The organism is Kribbella sp. NPDC054772 (assembly GCF_053611945.1).
Genome location: NZ_JBSHBJ010000030.1, coordinates 35,333 through 53,743, shown reverse-complemented (window position 1 = coordinate 53,743; position 18,411 = coordinate 35,333). Strand labels below are relative to the sequence as shown.

Here is an 18,411-nt window from a genome sequence, read left to right as displayed (position 1 = left end):
CGAGATCCAGACCCGCAGTCTCCGAGACCTCGAGACCCCCCACCATAACACCATACACCGCCCCCCCCCGCCCCCCCCCCCCCCCCCCCCCCCCCGCCCCCCCCCCCCCCCCCCCACGACGTACTCACGGTGCGCGGGCTGTCGGTGTCGGTTCGGGACACCACGCTGGTGTCCGATGTCGACCTGACGGTCGGTGCGGGGGAGCGGGTCGGCCTGATCGGCGAGTCGGGGTCGGGCAAGTCGCTGACCGCGCTGAGCATTCTCGGGCTTCTGCCGGAGGACGTCCGCGCCGACGGCTCGGTGCGGCTCGACGGCGTTGACCACGAGCTGGTCGCGGCGGACGAGCGGCGGATGTCCCGGGTCCGCGGTCGTGAGATCGCGATGGTCTTCCAGGAGCCGATGACCGCGCTGAACCCGACCATGCGGGTCGGCGACCAGATCGCCGAGTCGATGCTGATCCACAAGACGAAGACGAAGTCGGCGGCTCAGACTGCCGCTGCCGAGCTCCTCGAACGGGTGCAACTGCCGCCCGAGACGGCCAGGGCGTACCCGCACCAACTGTCCGGCGGCCAGCGTCAGCGCGTCGTCCTGGCCCTTGCCTTGGCCAACGATCCGGCGCTGCTGATCTGCGACGAGCCGACCACTGCGCTGGACGTCACCGTGCAGGCCCTCGTTCTCGACCTGATCGTTCGCGGCGTCGTGGACCGGTCGTCCGCGCTCCTCTTCATCACCCACGACCTCGCCGTCGTCGCCACGGTCTGCGAACGCGTCCTGGTGATGTACGGCGGCCGCGTAGTCGAGTCGGGTCCGGTCGCCGAGGTGTTCACGCGCCCCCGCCATCGCTACACCCAAGGCTTGCTGGCGGCCTCCGACCTGGAGACCACGTCTCGCCGACTGACCACGATCCCCGGCAACGTCCCACCGGCCGGGCGTTTCCCGACCGGCTGCGTCTTCCGCACCCGCTGCGCGAACGCGACCGCCCTGTGCGAGGAGATGCCGCAGTGGACCGGCTCGGGGACCGACGGCTTCGCCTGCCATCACCCAGCCGGGAGCGTCGATGCCTGACCCGATGACCGCGACCCACGAGACACCGACTGCCATCCAGGTGGTCGATCTGGTCCGCGACTACCCACGTCCCCGGACCTCGCTGTTGCGGCCGGCTCCGGTGGTGCATGCGCTGCGCGGCGTGAGCCTGGAAGTCAAGCAGGGCGAGCGATTCGGCATCGTTGGCGAGTCCGGCTGCGGCAAGTCCACGCTGCTGCGGATCATCGCCGCCCTCGACCGCGCCACCTCAGGTCACGTGATCGTCGAGGACACCGACATCACCCGCCTCCCGGAACGCCGGCTGCGGTTCCTCCGGGAGAACCTCCAGCTCGTCTTCCAGGACCCGATGAGCTCACTCGACCCTCGGATGCGGGTCCGCGACATCATCGCCGAACCGCTCGTCGCCCAAGGCCATCCCGCCTCCGGCGAGCGCGTCCGCGAGCTGTTGGAGGCCGTCGGCCTGTCCGCGGACGCCGGCGACCGGTACCCGCACCAGTTCTCCGGCGGCCAACGCCAGCGCATCTCGATCGCCCGCGCCCTCGCGCCACGCCCGCGGATCCTGATCGCGGACGAGCCGGTCAGCGCGCTCGACGTCTCGGTCCGTGCCCAGGTGCTCAACCTGATCTCGGACCTGGTCGACGAGCTCGACCTGACCCTGGTGTTCGTCTCGCACGACCTGTCAGTGGTCAAACACGTCTGTGATCGCGTCGCGGTGATGAACGCCGGCCAGATCGTCGAGACCGGCTACACCGGCGACGTGTACGCCGCCCCGCAGCACCCGTACACGCAGCGCCTGGTCTCGGCCATCCCGACCCTCCAGCGTGCCCTCTCCGGCGCGACCACGTCCGACCTGCTCGCGAAGGGAGATCCGGCATGAAGTTCCCCACCGGCCTGCCGATCGGCGAATCCTGGATCGCGGCACCGGCCACGACCCCGGTGGTCTTCCCGTACGACGGTTCCGTGGTGGCGGACGCGCCGGTCGGTGGCGTTGAGCTGGCGCGGACGGCACTCGATCATGCGGTCGCTGCTCGCGAGACGGTCGGCCGGCTTCCGTCGTACCTGCGGCGGAAGGTCTTGCAGAGTGTGCATTCCGCTGTGCTGGCCGAGCGGGACGCGTTCGTGGAGCTGTTGGTGCTCGAGACCGGCAAGCCGTTGGTCGACTGCCGGGTCGAGATCGATCGGACGCTGCTCACGCTGGAGACCGCCGCCGAAGAAGTCGCCCGGCTGCACGGCGAGACCGTGCCGCTCGATCTGCTGCCGAGTGGTGAGGGTTTGCAGGGCTTCTGGGTTCGGAAGCCGATCGGCGTGGTCGTCGGGATCACTGGGTTCAACTATCCGCTGCTGCTCGCGGCACACAAGATTGCACCGGCGTTCGCGGCAGGGTGCCCGATCATCGTGAAGCCCGCGCCGCAGACGCCCCTCGCGACGCTCTGGCTCGCCCACCTGATGCGCTCCGCACTCCGGACAGCTGGTGCACCAGAGAGCGCCTTGCAGGTGGTGACCGGCGGCCCGGAGGTCGGCGCCACGCTGACCACCGACGGCCGCATCGGCGCCGTGTCGTTCACCGGATCCGCCGCGGTCGGCCACCAGATCGCTCGGGACGCTGCGCCGACGAAGACTCTCCTGGAGCTCGGGTCCAACTCGGCGCTGGTCGTCGCCGACGACGCAGACCTGGACGCGGCGGCGGACGCGATCGTTCGCGGTGGGTACTACGCGTCCGGGCAGGCCTGCATCTCGGTCCAACGGGTGATCGCGGTCGAGTCGATCCGCTCGCAGTTGCTGGAGAAACTCGGCGCGCGTCTGCCTGGCGTGGTCGTCGGCGACCCGCGCGATCCGGAGACGCGGGTGTCGGCGCTGATCAACCCCGCCTCGACCGATCGCGTGCGGCAGTGGGTCGGGGACGCGGTGCACGCCGGCGCCTCGATCGCGTACGAGGCGCCGGGCGATTCTCTGGGCGATTCTCTGGGCGAGGTGCTCGGGCCGATCGTGCTGACCGACGTACCCGATGGGTTGCCGGCGTGGGACGAGGAGATCTTCGGGCCGGTGATCGCGGTGCGGTCGGTGCCGGACGTCGACAGCGCGTTGCGGGCCGTGAACGCGACGCGGTACGGGCTGCACGCGAGTGTCTTCACGTCGTCGCTCGACACCGCGTTCGCGGCGATCGACCGGCTCGACGTGGGCGGCGTGGTGATCAACGAGGTCCCCGGTTTCCGCTCCGACGTGATGCCGTACGGCGGCGTGAAGGACTCCGGCACCGGCCGCGAAGGCCCGCGCTTCGCGATCGAGGAACTCACCACGACCCGGATGGCCATCATCCGCCCGCGCCCGTGAGAGGTGACCCGATGAATTACGCGAACTTGTTCCGGTTGGACGGGAAGCATGCGGTCGTGATCGGTGCGGGGAGTGGGATCGGGCGCGAGAGTGCGCTCGCGCTGGCCGCGCACGGTGCTCGGGTGACCTGTGCGGATCGGGATCTCGCCGCTGCCCGTGAGACGGCCGGGACCGAGCTGGCGGCGTACGAGCTGGATGTGCTGGACGATGCGGCGATCGAGCGGGCTGTGGCCGAGCTCGGGCCGGTGGACGTGCTCGTGTTCACCGCGGCCACGAACGTGCGGAAGCGGATTCTCGACTACAGCAGCGCGGAGTTCGACCGGGTGGTGGCGCTGAACCTGCGGGCGTCGTTCCAGCTGGTGCGCTTGTTCGGGAAGGGGATGGCCGAGCGGGGGAGCGGCAGCATCATCGGGTTCAGCTCGATCCGCGGGACGACCGTGGAACCGGGGCAGTCGGTGTACGCCGCGACCAAGGCCGGGCTCGTCCAGCTGCTGCGTACCGCAGCCGCCGAGCTCGGTCCGTCCGGTATCCGCGCGAACGCGATCGCGCCCGGTGTCGTCGAGACACCCCTCACCGCGCAGATCAAGGCCGACCAGAGCTGGTACGAGGCCTACGCGCGCAAGGGTGCTCTGGGACGCTGGGCCCAACCGAGTGAGCTCGCCGGAGCGGTCGTGTACCTCGCCTCGGACGCGGCGAGCTTCGTGACCGGGAGCGTGCTCGCGGTCGACGGCGGCTGGACCGCGGTCGACGGCCGCTTCGACCCACCGAACTAGCTTCGACCCAGGACCAGCTTCGACCCAGGAGTAGGGAGCGCTGCATGAACCTCGCGGACCTGACGGCCACCGAACTGCTGTCCCGTTATGCCGATGCGTCGGTCTCGCCGGTCGAGGTCGTCGACGCCGTGCTCGCGCGGGTGCAGGAGGTCGAGCCGCAGATCTGCGCGCTGTACGCCCTCGACCCGTCGGGTGCCCGGGTCGCGGCCCAGGAGTCGGAGCGTCGCTGGCGCGAGGGTACGGCGGGCGCGCTGGACGGCGTACCGGTGACGGTGAAGGAGAACATCGCGACCCGGGGTACGCCGGTGCCGCAGGGGACCGCGGCGACCGAGCTGATCCCGGCGACCGAGGACGCACCGGCGGCAGCGCGGTTGCGGGCCGCCGGCGCGGTGATCTTCAGCAAGACGACGATGCCGGAGTACGGGATGCTCTCGTCCGGGGTGTCCACGTTCCATCACCTGACGCGGAACCCGTGGGATCTGTCCAGGACGGCGGGCGGATCGAGCGCCGGCGCAGCGGCCGCAGCGGCCGCCGGGTACGGTCCGATCCACGTCGGCACGGACATCGGCGGGTCGATCCGGCTGCCCGCCGGCTGGTGCGGACTGGTCGGGCTGAAGCCGACCCACGGGCGCATCGCGGTCGGGAACCCGTACCCGGGTCGCGCGATCGGGCCCCTGACCCGGACGGCGCCCGACGCGGCGCTGGCGTTGTCCGTCATGTCCGGGTACGACGCGCGTGACCACACGTCGATCCCGCGCGCGTCCGACGCCTTCGAGGTCGAGCTCAAGGGTCTGCGGATCGCGTTGCTGCTCGACGCGGGCGCCGGCCTGCCGGTCGATCCGGAGGTCACGGCCGCGGTCTCGTCGACGGCCGCGCTCCTCGAGCAGGCGGGCGCGATCGTGGAGCCGATCGCGCCGATCATCAGTCGCGAGATGCTCGACGGGCTGGACCATTTCTGGCGGGTGCGGTCCGCAAGCGACATCGCGGCGCTGCCCGAGGATCGCCGGGCCAAGGTGCTGCCGCAGATCCGCGAGTGGGTGGCGACGGCCGGCGATCTGTCCGCGTTCGACGTCTTCAACGGTCACAGCCAGATGGGCGCGATGGCCGCGGCGGTCGGGCAGGTGTTCACGACGTACGACGTGATTCTGTCGCCGGTCGCGCCGATCACCGCGTTCCCGGCCGAGCTCGCCTATCCGACCAACGATCCGGCGAAGCCCTTCGAGCACATCGCGTTCACGGTGCCGTACAACATGTCCCAGCACCCGGCGACGACGGTCAACGCCGGGTGGTCGAGCGCGGGTTTGCCGATCGGGGCCCAACTCGCCGTACCGCATCACCAGGACCTGCGGGCGCTCGCACTGGCCGACTACCTCGCCACCCACCGCACCGAGCAGCGATGCTGGCCGATGCGGTGAGGGGTAGTCGGCGGGTACCGATCGCTCGGGCGTTGTCAGACCGGCTGCGCGCGATCGAGTGGCGCTGGGGTGAGTACCGGGTTGGCGCGGAGGTAGGCGATGAAGCCCTCGTGGTCGCGGTCGTTGCGGACCGGGTCGGTGAAGCCCGTGAACACCGTTGTCCCGTCGCCACCGATCAGGGTGTAAGCGAGCGCCGCTACGCGATAGTTGCGAGTGAGATCGAGAGGCTTGCCGTCGATCAGTACGTCGGCCGCGTCGACGCGCTGACCGACGGGCTTGGTCGTGTCGTAGCGGTAGCTGACGTTGTGCGAGACGGCGAACGGTGCGAACTTCTCGGTGCCGTTGGCCTGCGGTACCCATTGCGCTTCGAGCGCGGCGTGCAACTGGGTCCCGGGCAGCGTGACGGTGAGCACGGGATTGCCGTACCCGAAGGCGTTCCAGGCCTCGCCGAACAGCACGGTGCCGTCGGTGTCGGACGCGTTGGTGCCCTTGGCGTACAGGAGATCGCCGGTCAGCGCGTTGGAACCGGAGACGGGCTTGACCGAGATCAGCGCCAGGTCGGCCTGGCCGTCGCGATTCTGGTTCGCGTCCCAGTACGCGAAGTCCGCGGCCAGGTTGCCCATGGTGCTCTCGCCCGACGCGTTCGGGGTCCGGGTGAAGTCGCCGGTGACGCGCGCGAGCGGGGCGGCGTACCGCCTCTTGCCCTGGGCACTCCAGTAGTCGGCGATGTACTGGAGCTCCGGGTCGATCGGTACGTCGCGGCTGTTGGCGTGATTGGTCGAAGTGGTGAGCTCGCGGATGACCTCTCCGCTGCGCGGATCGAGCTTCAGGTTGATCTCGCTGATCAACGACCCGTGGTTGCCGGCCTCGACCACCGGGCGGGGTACGCCGTTCGGGTCGGGAACCATCATGTTGAAGCGGCAGTGCCAGTGCCCGGTAACGATCGCGGCGATGTCGGGCGACGCGTTCGCGGCGAGCTGGAACACCGGTCCGGACGGATTCGTACCGGCGTTGTAGTCGTTACCGGCGACGCCGCCGTCGTGGATGTTGATGACGATCGCGTTCACGCCGCGCTTCTTCAGCTGCGCCGCCAGCTTGTTGGCCTGCTCGAGGTCGGACAACGAGCGCAGACCAGGCTGGTACGACGTCGATCCCACCTCGGTGCCGACGACGGTCAGGTGGATGAAGGCGATCGGCAGCTTGCGGCCGCGCCCCGCGTCGACCCACTCGATGTTGTACGGCGGCAGGATGGTCCGGCCGGAGTCGGCATGCACCATGTTCGCCGTGTAGAACCGGAAGTTCGCGCCCCGGAAGCGATGCCCCGTCGAGTCGACGAAGTTGTCGTCGCGACCGCTGACCGCGTACGGCTTGCCGTGCTCCATGTGATCGATCAGGAAGTCGACCGACTGGTCGAGCTCGTGGTTGCCGACGGTGCTGAACTGCAGCCCGAGCGCGTTGAGCGCCTCGACGGTCGGCTCGTTCGCGTGCGCGTCGACCTCGAACGGCCAGCCGGAGAAGTTGTCGCCGGACGAGAAGAAGAGCGAGTTCGGCCGGCCCTCGCGCAGCCGCTTGAGGTGCGTGGCCATGTAGCCGACGCCACCGACGGTCACCTGGACCCCGCCGGCGCCGGTGATGACGCTGCCCTGGCTCGGCGTCGTCGGCTGCAGATAACCGTGCAGATCGGTGATGTTCAGCAGCTGTACGTCGACGTACTCCGAAGCGTCGTCGAGTGCCGCCGGGGTGGCGTAGGCGATGTCGCCGACGGCGGTTGCGGTGGCGACTGCCCCGGTGGCGGTGAGGAACGTCCGGCGGCGGATCCGACTGTTCACTGCAGACCTACTTCCTGAGCGGGAGGGGACGCGCATTAGTGTTCATTATTGCCTCTTCCCGACATTAATAACCGCCGGTGCGGATGCGCGTCAATCGCCTGCTGAACAAAAAGCGAACGTCAGATACTGCGGGCCGTGAGTACCGGGAGCGGTCCGCGAGCCGGCGCGAGCAGCCGCTCGTCGACCGCATCCAGCGCGAGGCACGCCGCGCCGATCGCCACGCACCTGTCCCCGAGCGACGACGCCCGCAGCTCGGGCAGGCGCGGGCAGAGCCGAGCCAGCTCGGCGGCGAGCGGGTCCATCAGTACGTCGGCCGCTTGCGAGAACGCACCGCCGAGAACGAGCAGTCGTGGATCGACGACCGCGATCGCGGTCGCGGCTGCGACGGCCATCGCCTGCGCATAGCGCCGTACCGCTCGTTGCGCTGCTCGGTTCCCCTCGCGGGCGGCGGCGAAGGCTTGCTCGGCACGCTGGGCGATCGGGACTTCCGGTGGTACAACCGCGTGCAGGTGCTCGATCGCTACTTCCCAGGCGACCGCGGGCAGCGCCGACATGTCCGCGGCGGCACCGTGGGCTCCACGCCGCAGTCGCCCGTCGAGAACGAGGGCCAAACCGGTACGTCGGCCGGCGTGCAGCAGGACCATGTCCGCGACATCGGCCGCCGCGCCGCGCCGCTGTTCGGCCAGGGCAGCGAGCTGGCTGTCGTTGTCCACGACAACGAGTTGCGCCGGGCCCTGGGCGAAGTGTTCGGCCAGGTTCGTGCCGGCCCAGTCCGGGATGGCGTTGGCCTGCACAACGATGCCGGCGGCATCGATCAGTCCGGTGGTACCGGCGCCGACCGCCCAGACCCGGCTCGCCGCGATCCCTGCTTCACCAGCGCAATCGGCGATCACCCGGTCGGCCGCTGCCAGTCTCTTGCGCCGCGCCGCCTCAGGGGTCACGGACTGCCGGGCGCTCGCCAGGATGCGGCCGCCGAGATCGGCGAGCACGCCGCGCACGGAGTACGCGCCGATGTCCAGCCCGACGACGTATCCGGCCTCGGTGCGAAACCGGTAGCTGCGGGCCGGGCGACCGCGGCCACGAACGGCCGGACTGCTCTCGGCCAGCCATCGCCGGGTCACGAGGCTGGACAGCACCTCCTCGACGGCGGTCCGTCCGAGGCCGGTGTGCTCCACGATCTGCGCCACCCGCAGCTCGCCGGCCGACCGCACAGCGGCCAGCACGGCCCGCTCGTTGAGCTGACGAAGCCGGGACTGATCGCCGGCCTCGGATGTCGTCGACCCCATGATCGGCCCAGCTTAGGCCGTATCTGGCGCGGGCCAGCGCGTCGCCCGGCACCTTGCTTGCGTCCGGAGTGCGGTGCGGGCATCGTGGAGACATGGCCAGGACGACATGGCAGGAGATGAGTCCTCGGAAGCGCCGGATGGTGGTTGTCGGCGGCGCTGTCGACGGCGTACTGAAGATCGCCGCGCTGGTCGATCTCTGGCGGCGGCCCGCGACCGAGGTGCGCGGCTCGAAGGTGTGGTGGGCGACCGCCCTGGCCGTGACCAACTCGGCCGGCCTGCTGCCGATCGTGTACTTCGCCTACGGCCGCGAGAAGCCCGACCAGGTGTGAGACTCGCCCGGTCGGAGGACGCGCGTCCGGCCGAAGCAGCGGACGGCGATGGCCGGGCCGGGGCCCGGATCGACGGTGAGAGTCACCTCGGCGGTGGCCACTTCCGCGACGATCCGGTGGCCGCGATAGCGCAGGACCATCCGCAGCGTGCCGAGCCTGCTGGGCCAGTGCGGGTGGAGGCGGAGGACGTCGTCCGCCGCGCTCAGACCGGTGAAGCAGCGCTGGATCAGGTCGACGCCGCCGGCCATCGCGGCGAGGTGGATGCCTTCCGCGGTCGTACCGGTCCGGCGCGGGTCGCCGGCGTCGCTGTGCAACGCCTGCTCGAGGAACCCCAGCGATCGGTCGGGATCGAGTATCGCCAGCCCCCACGCGTGGACCACGGAACTCAGCGACGATCCATGACAGGTACGCGAGAGGTAGTACTCGATAGTCGCGCGGACATCCTCGGCGGTCAGCGAGTACCCGAGCCGCTCCATCAGCTGGCGCAACTCGCGGCGGGGCAGTAGGTACATCAGCATCAGCACATCGGCCTGCTTGGACACCCGGTACGCCGTGACGTCGCGTCCCTCGGCCTCGAGGATCCGGTCCAGCCGCCGAATATCGCCGTACCTGGTCCGGTAGTGCTCCCAGTCGAGCTCGGCCAGGTTCTCGTACCCCTCGAACTGGCTGATCACGCCGTCGTGGAACGGGACGAACATCCGGCGGGTCAGCTCGTCCCAGTGGCTGAGTTCCTCGGCCCGCAGACCGAGCGACTCGGTCAGCTCGACCCGCCGCCACCCGGGAAGCCGGTCGAGAGCCTTCGCGGCCACGCCGAACAACCAGACGGCCAGCAGGTTCGTGTAGGCGTTGTTGTCGATCCCGGCGGCCGGACGGTCCGGATAACCGGTGTGGAACTCGTCCGGCCCGGCGACGCCGCTGATCACGTAGCGATCGCGGCCCTGGTCGTACTCCGCCAGTCCGGCGAAGAACCGGGCCACCTCGACGATGACCTCCGCGCCGTGATCACCGAGGAACTCCAGGTCGCCGGTCATCTCGACGTACTGCCACATCGTGTACGCGATCGCCAGACCCACATGACGTTGCCGGTACGTCGCGTCTTGGGTCCATCGCCCAGACAACGGGTTGAGGTGCAGACGCTGGCTCTCCTCGCGACCGTCACTCCCGGACTGCCAGGGATACATCGCTCCTGGGTAGCCGGCCGCCCGCGCCGCCTGTCTCGCGGCCGGCAATCGCCGATAGCGGTAGTGCAGTAGCGCCCGCGTCAGGGCCGGCATCCGCAGCGTCAGGACCGGGAAGATGAACAGCTCGTCCCAGAACACGTGACCCCGGTACGCCTCGCCGTGCAGTCCACGAGCAGGTACGCCGGCGTCGGTCTCGGTGCTGTGCGGCGAAACCGACTGCAGCAGATGGAACAGGTTCAGCCGAACAGCCGCCAGCGTCCCATCGAACGGCTCCTCGAGTTGCAGCGAGAAGCGTTGCCACAAGTGCGACCAGGCGAGCACGTGAGCTTCGAGCAATCGGTCGAAACCTGGTGCGTTCGCGAGCGCGACGCGCGTGGCCAGGAGCGGCTCGGAGATCCCGGGATCGCGCGATCCGTGGACCGCGACCGCCTTCTCCGCGGTGACGACGTCGCCGGTCCGCACGGGGACGACGAGTTCGGCGTACGCGCCGGTCCCGAAGGCCCAGTCGGTGAGCTGTGATCCGTTGCGCGCGGCAGTGGTCCGGGTTCCGACGGCGATGCGGTGGCGTGACTGGCTCAGGGTCGCGGTGACCAGGAGATTGGCGTCCGCTGTGGAGGTGCGTACGTCGGTGAGATGACTGCCGCTGAGTTTGTGGTACCGCTCGACGCCGGAATTCTGGACGTCGGCGGTCACCGCGGTCCCGAGCCGGAGGCGGCCGTTCCAGTTCGCGATCGTGACGGCGAGCGTCTGGCCGCCCAGGTGGGGCTCGGCCATGCTCACGAAGCGACGCTCGACGGCGCTGACCTCACGGCCGAGTGCGTCGCGGAGCTGGAACCGCCGAGTCAGAACGCCGCGGAGGAGGTCCAGTTCCTGGTCGTGCTCCAGTACCTCGCAGTTGTCTGGCGTGAGCCAGTCGCCATCGTCGATCGCCACCGTCAAGGGCAGCCAGTCCGGGATGTTCACGAGGCTTTCGTTCTCGACCTCGTGGTCGTTGACCTGGTCTGTGAGCCGGTTGTAGTAGCCCGCCAAGTAGGTCCCGGGATAGTGGTGTGGTCCGGCTACCGCGCCCGCCCAGGCACCTCTCGTGGCGAAGTACCCGTTCCCGACCGTGCAGAGCGCCTCGCGTCGGCGTTCGTCCGCGGGGTCGTAGCCGCGGAAGCGGTGGGTCCAGTCGTTCATGGCCCGACGCCGGCGCGCATCCGCTGCTCCTGTCGTCCGGCGTTACGTCGCGGCCGGTTCCCGCGCGAGCGGCCTGACCGGCAGAGCGGCCTGTTCGGCGTCTGCGTCGCGGGCCGTACCGGAGGAGAACTCCACCTCGCACGGTTGGCACGGCGCGGAAAGTAGCCCAGCGAGGTTTCTACGGCACACTGTGCCGACCACACGCCCGTGGTCGACGACGGGCAGGTCTTCCACCAGGCCGCTGCACATCCGGTCGAGTGCGAGTTCAATCTCATCGTCCGGACCGACGGTGATCACCCGGTGGCACATCGTGTCACCAACGCCCTGCCGCCGACTCACGTCCGCGCGTGCCGCGCCCCGCGTCAGGTCTGCTCGGCGGATGACTCCGACAAGACCTCCGCGGCGGTCCACGACCGGCAGTGAACCGAGCTGCTCGTCGCGCATCAACCCCGCGGCGACCTCCGTCGAGGACTGCGTCGTCACCGTGACCGCCGGTGTGGTCATGGCCTCCCGGACCAGCATGATCCTCACCCCTCCAGACCCCCCGCTGGTTTCCTCTCCTCAGTATCCGACCGATGCCCCGTGCTCCTCCAGACCTGAAGGGATTCTTCTGGACGGGACCTTTGGCGGTACCTACGTGATCGTCGTACAGACGTAACGCTCGACGAGTTCGTACGGGCCGCCCTGGACCGAGGCCTCGTTGCGCCAGATCATCGTGTCGTCGCCGGTGATCTCCCAGTGCAGGCGGATCCGGACCGGTGGCATGCCGGTGCTCTGGAAGGTCAGCAGATCGCCTTCGATACGTCCCGCGAGGATCTCGAGGTGACCGTAGTTGTCGGCGATAGCGGCCCGGTACTCGCCGTCCTGCGGCGACCATCCGGCGGTCCAGTGCAGTTCCCACCGAAGGACGAACGTACCGTCCAGCAGGTACTGGTCCTGCTTGTAGTCGCCGACGATCCAGAGCCCGTCCTGGACGACACGGTGCATTCCCTCTCCGACGGCGGTCATCGCGGGACTGTCCGGCCCCATCGCCCCCGGCTGGATACTCCCGGTCCAGCGGACGTTCCGGTGGAAGCGAGCCAGCGCGGTCATCTCCGCACCGGCTCGCAGTGGACGCGGAACTGGGGTTGTCATCATGTCGATTCCACTGGTCGAGTCCGTCGGAGTGGCCGACTCCAGCTTCCGTCCGATCCGCGCGACCCGCCAGTGACCGACGTACCGAAATCGGCAGGCCGTGCGCTACAGGTCGCTGTAGCCCAGCCAAGGGGCGCTGGCGAAGGTGGCGGTAGGGGTTTCGAGAGTCTCCAGTTCGAGTACGACGAGCGTGTTGCTGCCCGCGGTCAGGACGGGCGCCGGGACATAGAGAGTCTGTTGGGGTCCGCGGCGCCAGTAGCGGCCCAGGCAGAAGTCGTTGATCCAGGCGAAACCCTTGCCCCAGGCATCGGTCCTGAGGAACAGGTCGGACCGGCCGTCGGCCTCGAACGTCGCACGCCACACGGTCGGGCCGACGTCGACGGCGGACGGCGTGGAGCCGGCCGAGCGCCACAGCCGCGGGAGTTGGTCGAGGTCGATCGCACACGCGGACCAGTCGGTGAGCTCGTCGCCGCCGAGGCGGATCGGTCCGATCAGGCCCTTCGACTCACCGATCCGCGGCCCGTAGTTGACCCGGCCCTGGTCCTCGACCACGAGTTCGAGCCGTCCCCGGGTGTGCGGGAGCATGATCGCGCGCTCGTGACGCTCGCGTTCCAGGACGCCCACCGGCGCGCCGTCCAGGAACACCTGGACGCGGTCACGGACCTCCGCGAAGGTGAGCAACGCCGGCCCGCCTCGCGTCAGCTCCGTGCGGAAGACGGCGAGCCGCGTGTCCAGGTCGTCGAGAGTCGGCAGCTCGCGATGCTCCGACCAGACCCCGCCGCAGCTCGAGAGCAGCCCCACCGGATCGGACAGCTCAACGGTGAACTCCGGTGCGGCCGGTTTCACCGTCGGCACGCTGTCCGGCACCGGTGCGTACCGCGAGATCACGTCCCGGAAAGCGTGGTACTTCTCGGTCGGATCGCCCGCCTCGTCGAGCGGTGCGTCATAGTCGTACGACGTCACCGTCGCGCGGTACACACCCTTGTCGTTGGCCCCGTTCGACAGTCCGAAGTTCGTACCACCGTGGAACATGTAGATGTTGACCGATGCCCCGGCCGCCAGCAGCGCATCGAGCTCCGCGGCAGCATCGGCCGCGCTGGTCACGTGGTGCCGCCCGCCCCAGTAGTCGAACCACCCGTCCCAGAACTCCATGCACATCAGCGGCCCGGTCGGCTGGTGCTTCCGCAGGGTCTCGAGCCGCGGTACGACGCGTGAGCCGAACGACCCGGTCCGCAGTACGCCGTCCAGCCCGCCCGCGGCCAGCATCGCGTCGGTCGGCTGATCCACCGTGACGAGCGGAACCGTGGTGCCGGCGTCCCGGATCACCTCGGCCAGCGCCTTCAGATAGGTCTGGTCGTCCCCGAAGGCGCCGTACTCGTTCTCGACCTGGACCAGCAGCACCGGCCCGCCCTGATCGATCTGCAGCGGCCGGACGATCTCGAGCACGTCGCGCAGGTACTGGGTGACCGCGGACATGAACCGCGGCTCGAACCGGCGGACCCCGATGCCCTCGTCGCGCAGCAGCCAGGCGGGCAGACCGCCGTTGTCCAACTCGGCGCAGATGTACGGTCCCGGCCGGACGATCGCGTACAGACCGGCGGCGGCGACCTCGCGGAGGAACCTGCCGAGGTCGAGGATCCCGGCGGTGTCGAAGTCACCTTGCCGTGGGCTGTGCAGGCTCCACGGGACATAGGTCTCGATCGTGTTGAGTCCCATCTGCCGGGCCTTCTCGATCCGGTCCGCCCAGCAGTCCGGGTGCACCCGGAAGTAGTGCAGGGCGCCGGAGATGATCTGGAAGGGGCGGCCGTCGAGGAGGAAGTCGGACTCACCGATCGCGAAGCCGGTCATGGGACCTACCATTCTGTTTACGCAAACATCTAGTGTCGTGACGTTAATAGCTCGCCGTGGACCTGTCCACCGGGGTGGCGCCGGGGGGCGTCAGCGGCCGCCGGTACGGCGCTTGCGCGGCGCCGCCGTGCTCTGCCGGACGACCAGTGGAGCCGCGACCGTGCCGTGGAAGTCGATCAGCTGGATCCGCTCCCGCATCTGCCGCAGGATGAGGTCTACGAGCTCGGTGCCGATCTGGTGGAACTGCTGCCGGACGGTCGTCAACGGCGGCCAGAAGTGCTCGGCGACGTCGATGTCGTCGAAGCCCACCACGCTCACGTCGTCCGGGACGTCGCGGCCGGCCTCGTGCAGTGCGTGGATCAGCCCGCAGGCCATCTCGTCGTTGGCCGCGAAGACCGCGGTGACATCCTTCCGCTCGGCGAGTTCCTTCCCGATCCGGTAGCCCGAGTTCGCGGACCAGTCGCCTCTGATGATCGCCGGGACCTCAAGGCCGGCATCCAACAGGGTTTCGCGCCAGGCGGTCGCGCGCAGGTCCGCGGGACCCGAATCGTCCGGGCCGGCGATGTGGTGAACGGTTCGATGGCCGAGTTCGATCAGGTGCCGGACCGCCGCCCGGCTGCCGCCGACCTGGTCGGCTCCGATCGCTGGGTGATGTCCGACGAACCGGGAATCCGAGACGGCGACCGGCAAGGTCGGTGGGAGGGCGAGCGTCGTCGGCGTCGCGGTCTCGGCGCGGATGATGATCAGTCCGTCGATGGCCTGGTGACTGAGGTGCTGGACCGCTTCGCTGACGTCGCTCGACGACGGACTCTCCACGTCCACCAGGCTCACCGAGAACCCCTCTCGGCGCGCGGCCTCGATCACCGCCTCGATCGTCTTCGACTCGCCGGTGCGGATCACCTGGTGAGCGATCAGCCCGATCGACCGGAAGTTGCCGCGGCGCAGCGCCCGGGCCGCGTGGTTCGGTGCGTAGCCCAGTTGCCGCATGGCGTCCAGGACGCGTTCCTTCGTCTCGGCACGGACCGGCTCCGAGCCTGTGGACACGCGGGAGACCGTCTGCGCCGAGACACCGGCCAAGCGCGCGACGTCGCCGATGGACGGCCCGGACTTCGGGTGGCCCTTGACTCCGCGGCGGGACGGCTTGGCCTGGTTCGACATGGCATCAGCATAGGTTCGCGGTGTGCGGACCGTGTGCTGCTCCACACCTTGTGGAGCAGCACACGTCGACCGGAGTACCTAGCTGTCCCGGGAGATCATCAGCCAGCTCACCTGGATGTCGGGGGAGCGGGTGGGTGCGATGAACACCGTGACCTTGCCGTCGGCGCCGACCGTGATCCCGCCGTACGACGCCGCGATGCCGGTCGCGGTGAACAGGCGCTGCTGGTCGACGACGGACCCGTTGACGCTCACCTGCGCCGCGCGGTTCGCCCACGGCCATGGGTCGTAGTACCCGGCATGCACCGTGTACGTCCCGGGCTCGAGGCTCCCGAAGGTGTAGACGAGCGGCTCATGATTCTTCGCGTAGCGGAGGGTTGTGTAGAGATCACCGGTACCCGCCGGTGCGCTCGAACCGGTGTAACCCCACGTCGTGCCGGTGGCCGGGTCGGTTCCCAACGGCTGTTCCGCAGCCGAGTTGAGTAGTGGCTTCTCGGTGGACGCGGCCTGCACGAGACGCGTCCAGTCCGGCGTCGCGGTGCCGCCCGCGTTCACGGCGTACCGCAGGCCATGGGGCACGACCACGACCGAGCGGGTGAAGGTCCGGCCGTCGGCCAACGTGCCGCGCAGGCTCCCGGGTCCCGGCTGGGTGATGCTCGCCGGATCCCAGGTGACGGCCACCTGCTGTACGCCGCGTGTGGTCGTCACGTCGACGGTGCTGGGCAGGGTGCTCGTGTCGTTCAGCCAGACCTGGTCGGGGATCGTGCTCGACACGGTCCAGCGGGTGTACGGCGCCAGATCGTTCAGCGTCCACTCGGAGTCCGGGCCGACGCTCAGGCTGCCGCCTTCGCCGAAGCTCATCGGCATCCAGACGTACGGCGCGTTCGCGAGATCGCTCGGGGTCCAGCGGTCGCCCATGAAGAGGAACTTGTTGTGCTTCTGGTCGATCGGGATCACGTTCGTGCTCTGCGACCGGTACGTGTTCGCCGCTCCGGCGCCGGCGATCGGGACGCCGCGGTCGGTGAACTGGCCGAGGATGTTCTGCGAGGTCGCGTAGTGCAGCGGGTTGGGGTCCCACCCGGTCGCGCCGGACGTCAGCAGGTAGTACGTGCCCTCGGACTTGAACATCGCGGGCGCTTCGCGCTGGTTGCAGACCAGCGTCCGGGTGAAGTCCTTGCCTTGAACCGCCTTGTCGGGGGAGGCAGACAGGTAGGTGTAGGACTTGTTCAGCTTGGAGACGTACATCGTCCGGTTCTCCTCGGAGGAGTAGATGATGTACGCCGTCCCGTCGTCGTCCACGAACAGGTTCATGTCCCGCGCCATCCCGCCGGCCGGATCGAACGACGATCCGCTACCGCACCACGGGACCGAGTCGCTCGGGACGCGGTTCAGGCGGTACGAGTCGATCCAGCGGAACGGTCCCTTCGGGGAGTCCGCGATCGCCACACCGGCTTCGGCGCGGGCGTAGTTCGACGTACTGGTCGGTGATGACGGGCCGTCGGAGTGCACCCACATGACCCACTTGCCGGTGGACTTGTTGTAGATCACCTTCGGGCGTTCCAGGATCGACGAGGTCGCCCAGCCGTCCGTGCGCACGTTGTTGGTCGACAGATCCCGCCAGACGACGTCCTTCTGCGCAGGGGAGTAGTGCTTGTACAGCTTGGCGAAGTACTTGTCGTTCTCGAACTGGTCGAGCGAGCTCATCGCGCGCAGTGCGAGTCCCTCGTCCTTCCAGTTGTACAGGTCGTACGACGAGTACAGATGGACACCCGGGCTGTTGTAGTAGCCGTTGCTCCGGTCCTCGCCGTACCAGTAGTAGATGCTTCGGCCGTCCTCGTCCTTCGCCGGTACGACCTGGCCGCCGTGCGCCTGGATCACTGCGCCGTTGGTGTCGAGCCACGGCTCGCCCGGACGGAAGGAGCTGTTCGCCGCAGGCTCGGCCGACCTGGCGGGAAGCGTGACCAGGCTGATGCCGACCGCGGCGAGCAGGACGCCCGCTACGGCCCTGAAGCTTCTTCGGTTCATAGGGTTCTCAACCTTTCAGACCTGACTGGGCGACACCCTGGACGAGGTAGCGCTGAAGGAAGACGAAGACGAGGACGAGCGGCACGATCGAGACGGCCGCCGCCATGAACAGCTGCGGGATGTTGATCGTCTGCGCGGTGACGAACGTCGACAGGGTCACCTGCACCGTCCAGGCGGTCTCGTCCTGCGCGACCACCAGCGGCCAGAGGAACGCGTTCCAGCTCTGGATGAAGGTGATCACCGCGATCGCCGCGATGAAGTTCCCCGAGTTCGGTACGACGATCCGCCAGAACGTCCCGCCGTACCCGAGGCCGTCGATCCGGGCGGCTTCCTCGAGCTCCTTCGGGAACGAGAGGAAGTACTGCCGGAACAGAAAGACGGTGAACCCGCTGAACAGCGCCGGGATGATCAGGCCGCGGTAGTCCGAGACCCAGCCGAGCCAGGACACGATGACGAAGCTCGGGACGAACGTGACCGCGCCGGGGATCATCAGCGTGGCGAGCACCGCGTAGAAGATCTTGTTGCTGTGCGGATGGTTGATCCGGGCCAGCGCGTACCCCGCCAGCGAGCAGACGACGAGCGTGCCGGAGGTGGTGAGGATCGCGACGATCGCCGAGTTCCGCAGCGAGCTGAGCATCGGGATCTCGGGATCGCTGAACAGGTCCACGATGTTGTGCCACTGCACGTCGCGCGGGAAGAGCGTCCAGCCCGGTGCGGTGATGTCCTCGGTGCTGGCCAGACCGTTCCGGATCAGGAGATAGAACGGGATCAGGAACAGCACGGTCATCACGAGAAGAACGGCCAGGCCGGCGCCGTTGGCGATCCTGCTGGTGAGTGTGCGTCGGTAACCGACGGCGTGCGGCTGATGGGCATCCATGACGA

15 protein-coding genes are annotated in these 18,411 nt (G+C 68.9%); 6 read left to right on the top strand and 9 right to left on the bottom strand.

Annotation, left to right across the window (positions count from 1 at the left end; genetic code table 11):
* Positions 1-144 precede the first annotated feature (144 nt).
* From ACWGID_RS32750 to ACWGID_RS32730, 5 genes are read left to right on the top strand one after another with little or no spacing between them, the layout of a single operon-like run.
* Complete coding sequence (locus tag ACWGID_RS32750) at positions 145-1,065, top strand: ABC transporter ATP-binding protein (protein WP_452203189.1); 921 nt, start codon at positions 145-147, stop codon at positions 1,063-1,065.
* Positions 1,058-1,921: an ATP-binding cassette domain-containing protein gene (locus tag ACWGID_RS32745; RefSeq protein WP_452203188.1), complete on the top strand. Its 864-nt coding sequence runs from the start codon at positions 1,058-1,060 to the stop codon at positions 1,919-1,921. Before ACWGID_RS32750 ends, ACWGID_RS32745 begins: the two co-directional genes overlap by 8 nt.
* Positions 1,918-3,375 carry an aldehyde dehydrogenase family protein gene (locus ACWGID_RS32740; RefSeq protein WP_452203187.1) on the top strand — a complete coding sequence of 486 codons (1,458 nt, stop codon included), beginning with the start codon at positions 1,918-1,920 and terminating at the stop codon, positions 3,373-3,375. The genes ACWGID_RS32745 and ACWGID_RS32740 overlap by 4 nt, the downstream gene beginning before the upstream one ends.
* 11 nt (positions 3,376-3,386) lie before the next feature.
* Positions 3,387-4,148 carry an SDR family NAD(P)-dependent oxidoreductase gene (locus tag ACWGID_RS32735; protein ID WP_452203186.1) on the top strand — a complete coding sequence of 254 codons (762 nt, stop codon included), beginning with the start codon at positions 3,387-3,389 and terminating at the stop codon, positions 4,146-4,148.
* Between the two features lie 44 nt (positions 4,149-4,192).
* Positions 4,193-5,563, top strand: coding sequence for an amidase (locus ACWGID_RS32730; RefSeq protein ID WP_452203185.1), 1,371 nt, complete (start codon positions 4,193-4,195; stop codon positions 5,561-5,563).
* Positions 5,564-5,598: 35 nt separating this feature from the next.
* On the opposite strand, the gene ACWGID_RS32725 is transcribed toward ACWGID_RS32730, so the two are convergent.
* Positions 5,599-7,392, bottom strand: coding sequence for a bifunctional metallophosphatase/5'-nucleotidase (locus tag ACWGID_RS32725; RefSeq protein WP_452203184.1), 1,794 nt, complete (start codon positions 7,390-7,392; stop codon positions 5,599-5,601).
* A gap of 119 nt (positions 7,393-7,511) precedes the next feature.
* Positions 7,512-8,678, bottom strand: a complete 1,167-nt coding sequence (locus ACWGID_RS32720; protein ID WP_452203183.1) for an ROK family protein — start codon at positions 8,676-8,678, stop codon at positions 7,512-7,514.
* A 92-nt stretch (positions 8,679-8,770) separates the two neighbouring features.
* Here ACWGID_RS32720 and ACWGID_RS32715 point away from each other — a divergent pair, with 92 nt between their 5' ends.
* Positions 8,771-9,007 (top strand): DUF5652 family protein, encoded by a 237-nt coding sequence (locus ACWGID_RS32715; RefSeq protein WP_452203182.1) that lies wholly within the window; start codon positions 8,771-8,773, stop codon positions 9,005-9,007.
* Here the strand turns inward: ACWGID_RS32715 and ACWGID_RS32710 are convergent.
* From ACWGID_RS32710 to ACWGID_RS32680, 7 genes are all read right to left on the bottom strand, one after another.
* Positions 8,977-11,367: a glycoside hydrolase family 65 protein gene (locus ACWGID_RS32710; RefSeq protein WP_452203181.1), complete on the bottom strand. Its 2,391-nt coding sequence runs from the start codon at positions 11,365-11,367 to the stop codon at positions 8,977-8,979. The genes ACWGID_RS32715 and ACWGID_RS32710 overlap by 31 nt on opposite strands.
* A 42-nt stretch (positions 11,368-11,409) precedes the next feature.
* On the bottom strand, positions 11,410-11,889 hold the full coding sequence (locus tag ACWGID_RS32705; RefSeq protein WP_452203180.1) for a CBS domain-containing protein: 480 nt from the start codon (positions 11,887-11,889) through the stop codon (positions 11,410-11,412).
* Positions 11,890-12,000: 111 nt separating this feature from the next.
* Entirely contained in the window at positions 12,001-12,504 is a 504-nt protein-coding gene (locus ACWGID_RS32700; protein WP_452203179.1) for a DUF1579 family protein, read from the bottom strand.
* A gap of 102 nt (positions 12,505-12,606) precedes the next feature.
* Entirely contained in the window at positions 12,607-14,349 is a 1,743-nt protein-coding gene (locus ACWGID_RS32695) for a glycoside hydrolase family 35 protein (protein ID WP_452203178.1), read from the bottom strand.
* 90 nt (positions 14,350-14,439) lie between these two features.
* Positions 14,440-15,507 carry a LacI family DNA-binding transcriptional regulator gene (locus tag ACWGID_RS32690; protein WP_452203177.1) on the bottom strand — a complete coding sequence of 356 codons (1,068 nt, stop codon included), beginning with the start codon at positions 15,505-15,507 and terminating at the stop codon, positions 14,440-14,442.
* A 78-nt stretch (positions 15,508-15,585) separates the two neighbouring features.
* Complete coding sequence (locus ACWGID_RS32685) at positions 15,586-17,529, bottom strand: family 43 glycosylhydrolase (RefSeq protein WP_452203176.1); 1,944 nt, start codon at positions 17,527-17,529, stop codon at positions 15,586-15,588.
* Between the two features lie 7 nt (positions 17,530-17,536).
* Positions 17,537-18,406 (bottom strand): carbohydrate ABC transporter permease, encoded by an 870-nt coding sequence (locus ACWGID_RS32680; protein ID WP_452203175.1) that lies wholly within the window; start codon positions 18,404-18,406, stop codon positions 17,537-17,539.
* Between the last annotated feature and the right edge of the window lie 5 nt (positions 18,407-18,411).

What these genes read in the sequence shown, in the direction of transcription:
- ACWGID_RS32680 (WP_452203175.1), bottom strand. Translation starts at nt 18,406, where the DNA reads ATGGATGCCCATCAGCCGCACGCCGTCGGTTACCGACGCACACTCACC.
- ACWGID_RS32735 (WP_452203186.1), top strand. Translation starts at nt 3,387, where the DNA reads ATGAATTACGCGAACTTGTTCCGGTTGGACGGGAAGCATGCGGTCGTG.
- ACWGID_RS32690 (WP_452203177.1), bottom strand. Translation starts at nt 15,507, where the DNA reads ATGTCGAACCAGGCCAAGCCGTCCCGCCGCGGAGTCAAGGGCCACCCG.
- ACWGID_RS32685 (WP_452203176.1), bottom strand. Translation starts at nt 17,529, where the DNA reads ATGAACCGAAGAAGCTTCAGGGCCGTAGCGGGCGTCCTGCTCGCCGCG.
- ACWGID_RS32710 (WP_452203181.1), bottom strand. Translation starts at nt 11,367, where the DNA reads ATGAACGACTGGACCCACCGCTTCCGCGGCTACGACCCCGCGGACGAA.
- ACWGID_RS32720 (WP_452203183.1), bottom strand. Translation starts at nt 8,678, where the DNA reads ATGGGGTCGACGACATCCGAGGCCGGCGATCAGTCCCGGCTTCGTCAG.
- ACWGID_RS32700 (WP_452203179.1), bottom strand. Translation starts at nt 12,504, where the DNA reads ATGATGACAACCCCAGTTCCGCGTCCACTGCGAGCCGGTGCGGAGATG.
- ACWGID_RS32740 (WP_452203187.1), top strand. Translation starts at nt 1,918, where the DNA reads ATGAAGTTCCCCACCGGCCTGCCGATCGGCGAATCCTGGATCGCGGCA.
- ACWGID_RS32715 (WP_452203182.1), top strand. Translation starts at nt 8,771, where the DNA reads ATGGCCAGGACGACATGGCAGGAGATGAGTCCTCGGAAGCGCCGGATG.
- ACWGID_RS32705 (WP_452203180.1), bottom strand. Translation starts at nt 11,889, where the DNA reads ATGCTGGTCCGGGAGGCCATGACCACACCGGCGGTCACGGTGACGACG.
- ACWGID_RS32730 (WP_452203185.1), top strand. Translation starts at nt 4,193, where the DNA reads ATGAACCTCGCGGACCTGACGGCCACCGAACTGCTGTCCCGTTATGCC.
- ACWGID_RS32695 (WP_452203178.1), bottom strand. Translation starts at nt 14,349, where the DNA reads ATGACCGGCTTCGCGATCGGTGAGTCCGACTTCCTCCTCGACGGCCGC.
- ACWGID_RS32745 (WP_452203188.1), top strand. Translation starts at nt 1,058, where the DNA reads ATGCCTGACCCGATGACCGCGACCCACGAGACACCGACTGCCATCCAG.